9 protein-coding genes and 1 pseudogene are annotated in these 9934 nt (G+C 68.6%); 1 reads left to right on the forward strand and 9 read right to left on the reverse strand.

The window, feature by feature from the left end:
- Nucleotides 1–133: 133 nt before the first annotated feature.
- The 9 genes and pseudogenes from ACFYPJ_RS20175 to ACFYPJ_RS20215 form a co-directional block, all read right to left on the reverse strand.
- On the reverse strand, nt 134–1219 hold the full coding sequence (locus ACFYPJ_RS20175) for a zeta toxin family protein (RefSeq protein ID WP_389018670.1): 1086 nt from the start codon (nt 1217–1219) through the stop codon (nt 134–136).
- A 177-nt stretch (nt 1220–1396) separates the two neighbouring features.
- A complete protein-coding gene (locus ACFYPJ_RS20180) occupies nt 1397–1849 on the reverse strand; it encodes a DUF5707 domain-containing protein (RefSeq protein ID WP_389018672.1) in 453 nt (150 codons plus the stop codon).
- Nucleotides 1850–2491: 642 nt separating this feature from the next.
- The gene (locus ACFYPJ_RS20185) at nt 2492–3346 is read right to left on the reverse strand and encodes an urease accessory protein UreD (RefSeq protein ID WP_389018675.1); all 855 of its coding nucleotides are present in this window, start codon (nt 3344–3346) and stop codon (nt 2492–2494) included.
- Nucleotides 3343–4038 carry an urease accessory protein UreG gene (ureG, locus tag ACFYPJ_RS20190; protein WP_389018678.1) on the reverse strand — a complete coding sequence of 232 codons (696 nt, stop codon included), beginning with the start codon at nt 4036–4038 and terminating at the stop codon, nt 3343–3345. Before ureG ends, ACFYPJ_RS20185 begins: the two co-directional genes overlap by 4 nt.
- Nucleotides 4039–4066: 28 nt before the next feature.
- Nucleotides 4067–4741 (reverse strand): urease accessory protein UreF, encoded by a 675-nt coding sequence (locus ACFYPJ_RS20195; RefSeq protein ID WP_389018681.1) that lies wholly within the window; start codon nt 4739–4741, stop codon nt 4067–4069.
- A 117-nt stretch (nt 4742–4858) separates the two neighbouring features.
- Nucleotides 4859–6874 carry an urease subunit alpha gene (locus ACFYPJ_RS20200; protein ID WP_389018684.1) on the reverse strand — a complete coding sequence of 672 codons (2016 nt, stop codon included), beginning with the start codon at nt 6872–6874 and terminating at the stop codon, nt 4859–4861.
- A gap of 26 nt (nt 6875–6900) precedes the next feature.
- Entirely contained in the window at nt 6901–7422 is a 522-nt protein-coding gene (locus ACFYPJ_RS20205; RefSeq protein ID WP_389018729.1) for an urease subunit beta, read from the reverse strand.
- 42 nt (nt 7423–7464) lie between these two features.
- A pseudogene (locus ACFYPJ_RS20210) lies at nt 7465–7761 on the reverse strand (urease subunit gamma); the annotation flags it as partial.
- A 452-nt stretch (nt 7762–8213) separates the two neighbouring features.
- Nucleotides 8214–9005 (reverse strand): maleylpyruvate isomerase family mycothiol-dependent enzyme, encoded by a 792-nt coding sequence (locus tag ACFYPJ_RS20215; protein WP_389018687.1) that lies wholly within the window; start codon nt 9003–9005, stop codon nt 8214–8216.
- A gap of 81 nt (nt 9006–9086) precedes the next feature.
- Between ACFYPJ_RS20215 and ACFYPJ_RS20220 the strand changes: the two genes are divergently transcribed.
- Nucleotides 9087–9575: a pentapeptide repeat-containing protein gene (locus tag ACFYPJ_RS20220; RefSeq protein ID WP_389018732.1), complete on the forward strand. Its 489-nt coding sequence runs from the start codon at nt 9087–9089 to the stop codon at nt 9573–9575.
- The last annotated feature ends 359 nt before the right edge of the window (nt 9576–9934 follow it).

Below are 9934 nucleotides of genomic sequence, written 5' to 3' on the forward strand. Positions count from 1 at the left end.
CGAATACGGGATGTTGGCCGACGGGTAGATCGCGCCGCTGTCGTCGAATCAACCGAGTTGAGGATAAAATCGACGAACTGGCCACTCAGAGCGCTGATGGCCGCTTCAGCCACCTTGGCTCTTATCGACTACGTCATGAGCGGCCAGTAGCCGATATCCCGGCGCGCGCCCGACTTGTCCAACGCGCTGGGGCGGGCGGCAGGGTAGTGCGCGAGGCGCTGAGCTGGTGCGGCCGCTGGGCGGGCATCAGTGGGCCCGCCAGTCCAGCGATGGCCACGAGGTCGTCACGGTACTGCGGGATCTCCGTGTGCAGCCACCGCTGGGTGGCCCAGAACGCGGCGGCTTCCTCAGCGGTGTAGGGGCGGTAGTGTTCCACGGTTACGGCGAGGTGGCCTGCGGGGCTCCGGCCCCAACTGTCCTGATCGGCCAGGTAGTTGCGGTACAGGACGTGGGTGTCGCGCCGCATTACGGTCACCTCGTCGACCGCGAACAGTTGCTCGGCCAGTGCCACCGTCTCAGGCAGGACGGCGAAGGAGGCGTTGTGCCCGGCGGCCGTGGTGAACCGCGGTGCCCCGCCCAATCGGCTCGCCTGGGCGTAGCGGGTGGCCGTACCTTGGCGCGAGTCCGCCGCGCGGACCGCCAGGACTACCAGCTCCGTCCGGTAGCCCGCCTGCCGGTCCACAGCCGTACGGGCCACGAATCGGGCAGCGTTCCCGGGGGCGATCTCGACGACCATGTTCCCGCGGCACCGGCGCACGTGGGCCTCGTACCAGGTTTGCCAGGTCCGGTAGTCGGTGCGGATCCGTGCCGAGGCCGTACGTGGCTCCTTGCGCAGCAGTGGCCAGTAGTCCGGATGAGCCCTCTTGAAGATCTCACCCGTGACGTGGACGGGGTTGCGCAGGCTGTTCAGGATCATCCGGGCGGCTCGCGATTTCCCGGCGCCCGGCTGGGCCAGCACGTAGATGACGACCGGCTGCTCCTGGGGGGCGATGGGCCCCAGGGACGGCACGATCAGCTCATCGTAGATCCACTTGTGTCTTTCGGCGGAGAGCCGGTGGTAGTCCATCCTGGGCGCCTCCCGGCGCGGCTGTGTGATGCGCCGGACCGGTTCGGCCGGCGTGGCGGCGCATTCGGCGGTGCGGCGCATGGTGCGCACCCAGTCCTTGTGCAGCGAGGGATCGGCCAGACGCCGCTCGGCGCCGGCAAGCTGACGGCGCATCCGCTCCGTCTCCCTGGCCGGACAGAGCCGGGGGAGAGGGAGGGCGCCGAGCAACTGCTCGCCGGCGCGGCGCCGGGCACCGTCCACGCCCCGGATGCTGACGACGTCGTCGAAGCCGAGTTCGCCACCGACGCCGCGTGCGGGATCCCGTCGCCGGCGTCCGGACGGCGACGAGGTTCAGGGAGCGGTGAAGCCCGCCGCCCTGGTGTCCAGGGTGGTGCGGCCGTCGACGGCCGTGGCGAGGACCGCGACGTACCAGGAACCGTGCGGAGACGACGCGGACTCGGCTGCGGTCACCCGGGTCGTGTAGGCGCAGCGCACGGTGTCATTGCCGACGGGCTTGCAGGTGGCCGGCTCCGCTGCGGCCATCTCCTTGGCGGTCGGCTCCTTCTCGGCGAGGGAGGAGCGCGCCGGATAGGCCAGTACCCTCAGGCTTTTGACACCGGAGGACGTCGTGACCTCGGTACTGAAGGCGAGCGAGCCGTCCCGGCCGCCGTCGGGGGCGGTGTATCGGGCGGTGCTGTGGGCGAGGGCAGGCGGCTGGTCCCCGGCGTAGGCGAGGGCGAAGGCTCCAGCGCCGCCGAGGACGACGACACCGGCGGTCAGGGACAGGGCGATACGACGGGACATAGAGGTTCTCCGCAACAGTCTCAGTGGTGGGGAGCCGACGATCTCGGCTGCGCCGCTTGCACCGATACTCGCCCCGCGGGGCCGCTCCGGACGTGAGCGCGGATACTCAACTCGACCTGGGTGGTCGGACCCGGATCACCCAGGTACCGGGTCCCGCGAGTACGAGAGCGTCATGCGGAAGGAGTAGACCTTCGAGGCGCCCATGTGAGCGAGGTCCTTGCCCTCGACCGCCTGCTCGTAGACCACCGCGAAGGCGTCGTCGGCTCCGCAGCCGATAGGTACTTGCGGACGGTCTTGCGGTCGAGCCGGTCTCTCTGGCGTCTCCGACAGGCTCATCGCCCCAGACTTCAGCAAGCCGCGAAAGCGCCGAAGCTCCAGCCGGCGCTGCGGAGCCAAGTCCACTGCCGGCCTCCTCTGCCACTCATATCGACCAAGCAGGCGAAGAACACGAACAAGCGGGCGCTGTGCCCAGTCGGGTCGTAGACGCCCTGGTGGGGGCCGGTGAGGAGTTTGAGTTCGATGTAGTGGTGCCGCAGTCCTCGGCGATGGCCGGCGGTTCAGGCGGTGCCGCGGCCCAGGCGCTTTGCCTCGTGCGTGGCGATGATGCGTGGCCGGGCCGGCGAGGCTCCGGATAGTCCCCCGCTACGTCCCGAGGGCGTGTACGAGTGCCTCGTCGAGCAGCTCCCGCAGAGCGGAGGAGGTCGGTGCGAGGGCGGTGGCGAGCAGCGCAGGGCCGCCGGCCAGAGGCGCGAGGACCGCACAGCCGTCCTTGGTACCTTCGCGGAGCAGGACGGGATCGCGATGGGCATGCATCTCCGGTTTCACGATGAGGAGTTGGCCGACGGCTCGGTGTTCGCCCAGGACCGCGGGACCGTCCCATCCGGGTTCGGGGTCCCCGTAGGCGGTGTGCTGGTCGAGCAGCGGGCGTCCGGCGTGTCGGACCCGGATACGGCTGACGAGGCGGCCCGGTTTCTCGTTGGCTCTGCCCAGGAGCTGCTCCTCGCGTAGCAGCAGCTGTGAGGTGGCGGCGAGGTTGACCGTGTAGGTCTGCTGCAGATTGCTGCCGGCGGAGCTGATCAGCGGCTGCGGCAGCCAGCGCAGGCTGGCGTGTTCCCCGACGGTCAGCCGTACGTCGTAGGTGGCCGGGGCGGTGGTGGGGCCGCGCAGGGCGAGTGTGGCGGCGGCCGTGGTGACCACCAGTTCGGCCCGGTCTTCGGCCATGATGTCGAGGGTGAGCCGGTCACCGCCGAGCGGGGCGCTCATCGCACCGATGATTCCCACCCTGGCGACCTTCCCACTCGCGCGCATGCGGCGTAGGTGGAAGGGGCCGTCGCTGCGCAGTTGCGGGAGGGTGGTGACGCGTCCGTTGTAGGTGGCGCGGATGCCGGCGGTGGCACGCACGCCGTGCGGATGGCCGGTGGATTCCTCGACGCCGTCCGCCTGGGTATTCGGTTCGAACGAGGTGTTCAGCCCGGCGAGTTGGGTGCCGGTGCTCATGCAGCAGCCTCCGTGCGCCACCGCGTGAGGTGGGCCGTGACCCATTCGGCGACCTCGCGGATGCCGTCGTCCGAGGTGAGGCTGGTGAAGATGACGGGAAGGCCGCCGCGTTGCCGTTCGGCGTCGGCGGCCATGGTGGCGAGGTCGGCGCCGACGTGCGGGGCGAGATCGGTCTTGTTGACCACGAGGAGGTCGGCAGTGGTGATGCCGGGGCCGCCCTTGCGCGGGATGTCGTCGCCGCTGGCGACGTCGATGACGAAGATCTGCACGTCGACGAGGCCCTTGGAGAAAGTGGCGGTGAGGTTGTCACCACCGGATTCGACGAGCACGAGGTCGAGGGGGTGCAGAGTCCCCTCCAGGTGTTCGACGGCCTCAAGGTTGGCTGAGATGTCGTCGCGGATCGCGGTGTGCGGGCAGGCGCCGGTCTCCACCGCGGTGATCCGCTCGGGCGGCAGCACGGCCTCGCGCCGCAGGTAGTCGGCGTCCTCGCGGGTGTAGATGTCGTTGGTGACGACGGCGATCGACCAGCGGTTGCGCAGGGTGCGGCAGAGCGCGGCGACGCTGGCTGTCTTGCCGGAGCCGACGGGTCCGCCCAGCCCGACACGGAGGGCTCGGCGGCTGCCGTCGGCGCGGAGCGGCTCGGCACTGTGGGTGTGGTGGTGCGGCATGGTCACGGGGTGGTCGAGGTGCACGGAGAACTCCAGAAGGGGAGGGAAGGTTTCAGGAGGCGAAGAGCCGGACGGTCCAGGCGGCGTGCTGTTCACCGGTGATGTCCAGCAGCGGCGAGGACGCCGACGGCAGGGCGTCGATGCCCTCGGCCGTGACACGGTCCGCGGCCTGGGCGGCAGCTGTGGCGACGGCGTCGATGTCGGAGCCGAGGCGGGCCAGCAGCCCTGAGACGTAGAGCGGGTCGAGGCTGAGCAGGCGCACTGCCGCGGTGGCGGGCCCGCCGGCGTTCTCGTACGCGACGGCGTAGGAGGCGTCCAGCGGGGTGAGCCCGGCGGCCCGGGCGGCGAGGCCCAGCACGATCGGCTGGTGGGCGCCCCCGGGACGTTCGGTGGCCAGCAGTTCCAGGTCTTGGGACGGGAAGGTGGCACGGGCTGCGCGCATCATCTGCCGGCCAAGTCGACGGGCGACGGCGCGTAGCGCGGGGACGGGGGTGCGTGCGTCGGCGGCGTCGTCCAGCAGCAGCGGGTCGACTCCGGCGGCGGCCGCGGCGGCCAGGCCGGCCATGGTCAGGCCGGTGGTGTGCAGACGGCCGCGGCAGAATGCCTCCAGGCTGTCGGTGTCGTGTACGGCTCCGTGGACGACGGCGGCTTCGACACCGCCTGAGTGGGCGTGCCCTCCGGCGGGGAAACGGCCGTCGGCCAGCAGGAGCAGGGCTGCTCGGCTCATCGGTGAGCGGCTGCCTTTCGCAGGGTCGGAAGTGGTGCCGAACGCGCGCGGGCGCGGCCTGCCCGCCCGGGTGCCCGGCCGCGGTGCTGTTGCTCCGGCGGCCGGGCGGGTGGCGGTTCAGAAGAGGAAGTACCGTTGTGCCAGGGGTACTTCGTTGACGAAGGAGCGCGGCACGGTCGCCCCATTGAGTTCGGTGCGGGCGTCGCTCGTGGTCGCACCGCCGATGGTGACCTCGAAGCTGTTGTGGTCGACTTCGAGGCTGTCGGGCACTGTGTCGTTCAGTTTCATGTTTGCCTTCGTGACCGCCCGGGTGCTGGTGATGTCCACGAAGTCCTTGTCGAGCCCGAGCCCCGGATTACTGCTGGTGCCGTCTCCGTTCAGATTGCCGGCCACGCCCGGAGCCACGAAGTTCACCGAGTTGCGTCCCGGGGAGCGGCCGGTGGAGCCCCAGACCGGGCGCGGCAGATAGGGCTGCGGCGTCGTGATCGACGCGTTGGCGTCGCCGACCTGCGCGTACGCGAGCTGGCCGCCCTTGAGCAGCATGTGCGGCTTGACGCCGAAGAACTTCGGTTCCCACAGCACCAGGTCGGCGAGCTTCCCGGTCTGCACGGAGCCGACGTGGCCGTCGATGCCGTGCGTGATCGCCGGGTTGATCGTGTACTTGGCGACGTAGCGGCGCGCGCGGAAGTTGTCGTTCGGCTGCAGTTGCTGGTCGTTGAAGCGATGGTCTGTGTCGTCGGCGATCGTGCGGACCTTGGCGGCTTCGAGGTCCTCCTTCAGGGCGCCGTAGCGGCACTTCATGACGTGCGCGGTTTGCCAGGTACGCATGATCATTTCGCCGATGCGGCCCATCGCCTGGGCGTCGGAGGACATCATCGAGATGGCGCCCATGTCGTGCAGGAGATCCTCCGCGGCCATGGTGGACGGCCGGATCCGGGAGTCGGCGAAGGCCATGTCCGCCGGGATCTCCGGGTTGAGATGGTGACACACGATCATCATGTCGACGTGTTCCTTGACGGTGTTGACCGTCAGGGGACGCGTCGGGTTGGTCGAGGCCGGGAGGACGTTGGGGTCCTTGACCAGCTCGATCATGTCCGGCGCATGACCGCCGCCGGCGCCCTCGACGTGGAAGATGTGGATGGAGCGTGCCTTCTTCGCCGTGAACTTCCCGTCTGCGTCCCTGGCGTCGCCTGTGAAGGCTGCCCGTGTGCTCTCCAGGAACCCCGACTCGTTCAGCGAGTCGGCGTGCAGAGCAAGCTGGACCCCGCGATCTTCACAGATGTCCAGGGCCCGGTCGATCACCGCCGGCGTGGCACCCCAGTCCTCGTGGACCTTGAAGCCGCAGACGCCGGCATCCACCTGCGCGTTGAGCTCGTGCTTGTTCATCGTGCTGCCCTTGCCGAGCAGGCCGATGTTGACCGGGAACTCATCCAGCGCCTCGAAGAGCCGCCGGATGTGCCATGCGCCGGGAGTCACGGTGGTGGCCGTACTGCCCTCGGCCGGCCCCGTACCACCGCCGATCAGGGTGGTCACGCCCGAGGCCAGAGCCTCGTGGATCTCCCCGGGGCAGATGAAGTGGACATGGGTGTCCACGCCACCCGCGGTGAGGATCCGCCCGTTGCCGGAGATGACCTCGGTGCTCGGCCCGACCACGAAACTCACCGGCGTCACCGGAACCGGCACCGCATTCCCGACGGTCGTCCGGTCCGGCATCTCGAACCTGTGGCTCGGGATCGGATCCATCGTCTCGGGGTTGTACGCCTTGCCGATGGCCTCGATCTCGCCGTCGCGGACGCCGATGTCGGCCTTGACCACGCCCCACCAGTCGAGGATGAGCGCGCCGGTGATGACGGTGTCCACGGGGCGGTGGCCCGTGGCGTCGCCGTTGCTGCTCCTCCCGTCCCTGGCGAGGTGCGACATCCCCATCGACTCGCGGATCACCTTGCCGCCGCCGAAGACCATCTCATTGCCGCTGTACGAAGGGCCGCCGCTCCAGTCGGCCTCGATCTCCAGCGTGAGGTCGGTGTCGGCGAGCCGGACCCGGTCCCGCGTGGTCGGCCCGTACAGCGCGGCGTAATCCGCCCGTGTCAGTTCATTGCTCGGCTTCGGCCGGCCCTTCCCAGGCTTCGGCACCCGGCCGCGACCTTGTCCCTGCGGGCTCATTCGACGATCCCTTCACGCAGTCCCTGGATCTTGGTGAGGTCGCTCATGCCGCTGCCGCCGGCTGTGACATCACCCTGGATCTGCACCAGTTCCACGCAGCACTCGTCGCCCGGTTCGAAACGCACGGACGTGCCGGCGGCGATGTTGAGTCGCCGGCCCTTCGCCGCGTCGCAGTTCCAGAGACTGCGGTCCGGGGGGATCGTCTGACCAGCCGGGACTTCGATGCTGACGACTTTGAGCCCCGGGTTGACCTCGGCGAAGTGATAGTGGGAGGCGACCTGAATGGGACGGTCCGACTCGTTCTTCACCTTGATCTTCGTCTTGCCCGGCCCCGGCAAGGCGGTGGCGTCCGTCTGCAGGCTGGTGCCCTGCGTGTCCCCGTCGAGGTGCACGTTGAAGTAGATCGCGTCGTACCGGGAGGCTGTGTCGTCGTCCGCGTCGTAGCCTGCGGACGAGTTGCCGCTGTCGTCGCAGTCGACCGGGCAGTCTGGCTTACGGGGTGGCCGAGGGTGCTCCACCTTGCCCGGGTAGACCCCGGACCCCTCTGCTGCGGCCTCCGGAATCGGGTCGTGGATGGTGACCAGTTTGGTGCCGTCCGGGAAGGTGGCCTCCACCTGGACGTTCTCGATCATCTCCGGGACGCCATCCATGACTTCATCCCGGGTGAGCAGATGCCGGCCCGAGTCCATGATGTCGCTGACCGTCTTGCCGGCGCGCGCCTGCTCGAAGACGTACACCGTCAACAGCGCCATGACCTCGGGGTAGTTGAGAAGCAGCCCGGCGTCGCGACGCCGCTGCGCCACGTCGGCGGCCACATGGATCAACAGCCGCTCCTGCTCATGGGGAGTCAAATGCACAGTGCGTCACTTCCCTTGATCGGACAGTACGCGCGGCCGGGCATGCCGAAGGCCGCGGAAGACGCCCTACGGATGACTCCAAACGCTCTCTGAGCATCACGCGGAGAAGCTGACGACCTACCTGGAACACCGATCATGTACTCGATCAGATGAATTCGATGCGCAGCTGTTGTATCGCCCGCTGCTGCCTGGCTATAAGCCCGTCATGCGGCCAGGCACGGGCTGGTCGGCTCCGGTCGGAGCGTGGGCCAAGCGGCATCCCCCCTGTGCTCTTGACGTTCGCGCAGCTGCTCGCGGAGCGGGCGGTTGCCCTTGCCCGGTGCGAGGGCGCGGCCGCTGTGCAGGTCATCCGGCCCAAGCGCGGCAAGGAGTTGTCAGAATCCCTCAGTCCGAAGGTCCATGGCCGGGCGCGTCCGGTGGTACGGGGGCGGCGCGCGGGCCTCCGTTACGTCCTACTCCTCCGGGTCCCAGGCGCGGAGCAGCTCGATCAGCCCTGCATCTCCGTCAATCCGAACGGAGCCAGCCGGGATACGGTCGTAGACGAAGAGGACCAGCTCACCGGCTGTGCCCCGGACAGAGGCGCCGACTGTGTCCGGGCCCTCGCCGATAGCGGTGGCGGGCAGACGGGCGGACCGTGCGCCGTCGCCGTCGACTGTGAGGCGCCAGGAGTGGCCCTCGGCGGTATGGAAGTCGAAGGCAGTGGGTTTGTGCGGCCAGACGCTGGTCGTTGCGACGCAAGTGGACAGGAACTCATCGACACCGTCGAGTGCCACCTCGTCCGGCAGAGGCCGCGGGGCGCCCAGGATGAGTTGGACGTCGTAAGCGTGCACCGCGGTTTCCTGGACCCGGTGCCGGGCGACGCCACGGGAGTTCTGCGGCGACTGCGACGTACCCCACCATGTCCAGCAGGCGCGATCCGGGCCCGCCTCCCGTAGCGCTGTCAGCAGCAGTTGCGTCGACTCGGCCGACCAGGCCAGCAGGGTCTCGCGCTCTCGTGGCGCAGCCACGGCGGCACGCGCGGCAGCGGCCTCGGCCGGGGGAGCGCCGGCGGGCCCCGCGCCGACGATGGTGGCCCAGAAGCGGTCCCCCGTACCCAGGTGCTGGACCAGATCGAACAGCGTCCACTCGGGGCAGGTCGGCACCTGCGCGTCGAGGCTGGGCGCGGAGGCGACCGCGACGCGGAAGGCGGTTGACCGCTCGTCGAGCAGCCGCAGCAGGTCGGGGAATTCCAGAGCTATTTCCACTCGGGTTGTCTATCACTGTGCTCCGGCAATCGGACAGCAGTTTTTCTAGCCGACGAGGCGGGCCTGCCGCCGGGCCCGAGACTGGTCGGCGCGGACCTGACCGACGCGAAGCTGTCCGGCGCACTCCTCAACACTGCGGACTTGAGCAGGGCGGTGCTGACCGGCGCGTACCTATTCGGTACAGATATGAGTGGCGCGGACCTGACCGACGGAAGTCTGACCCACGCGGACTTGGTCGGGGCGGACCTGACCATAGCGAACATGAGCCGCGCGTATGTCGGCGGTGCGGAACTGGTCGGTGCCGACATGAGCCGAACGAAGTTGATCGACTCTGACCTGACTCGCGCGAACCTTACAGATACGGCACTATTCGGCGCCGATCTACGTGACGCACAACTCGCAACTGTTGTGGGGATGCGCCTTCCAGTAGGAGCGATCTGGGATCGATACACCCATTGGCCCCTCCACTTGGCATCGGTTGTCGTCGAAGAGTCCTACGAAGTTGAGCCGGGCGTCTACCGGGTGCGCGGTGATCAGAGCCGGGACCGGGCAGGTGACGTACAGGTGTGATCCCTCGCGGCGCGGCTGCGGCCGTCGCTCGCCGCGTCTCCGATGTATTAAACCTTCAAGTGACACGAACTGTCGCCCATCAAGGTTCGATGGCTGCCGCACAAGCTCCACCGGTACAGGACACAGACCGTTTTTTACCTCGGCACCAGAGAGACCTACCTCAAAACCGATACTCGAAGCCCATACAGACCAAAGATCACCAGCAGCATCAGTTCCATGATGTTCACCCACTGCCGGAGAGCGGCCATCAGATTTATGAGCTGGGGGAGTGTCCAATAGACAGACGGCGGATCCGATGATCAAGGAGACGCCTGAAATGAGCGAGACCATCACTGAGCACGGGGCCTTGGAGGAGCCGG

The sequence above is a fragment of the Streptomyces sp. NPDC006012 genome (assembly GCF_042871185.1).
In the GTDB taxonomy this organism is placed as follows: Bacteria; Actinomycetota; Actinomycetes; order Streptomycetales; family Streptomycetaceae; genus Streptomyces.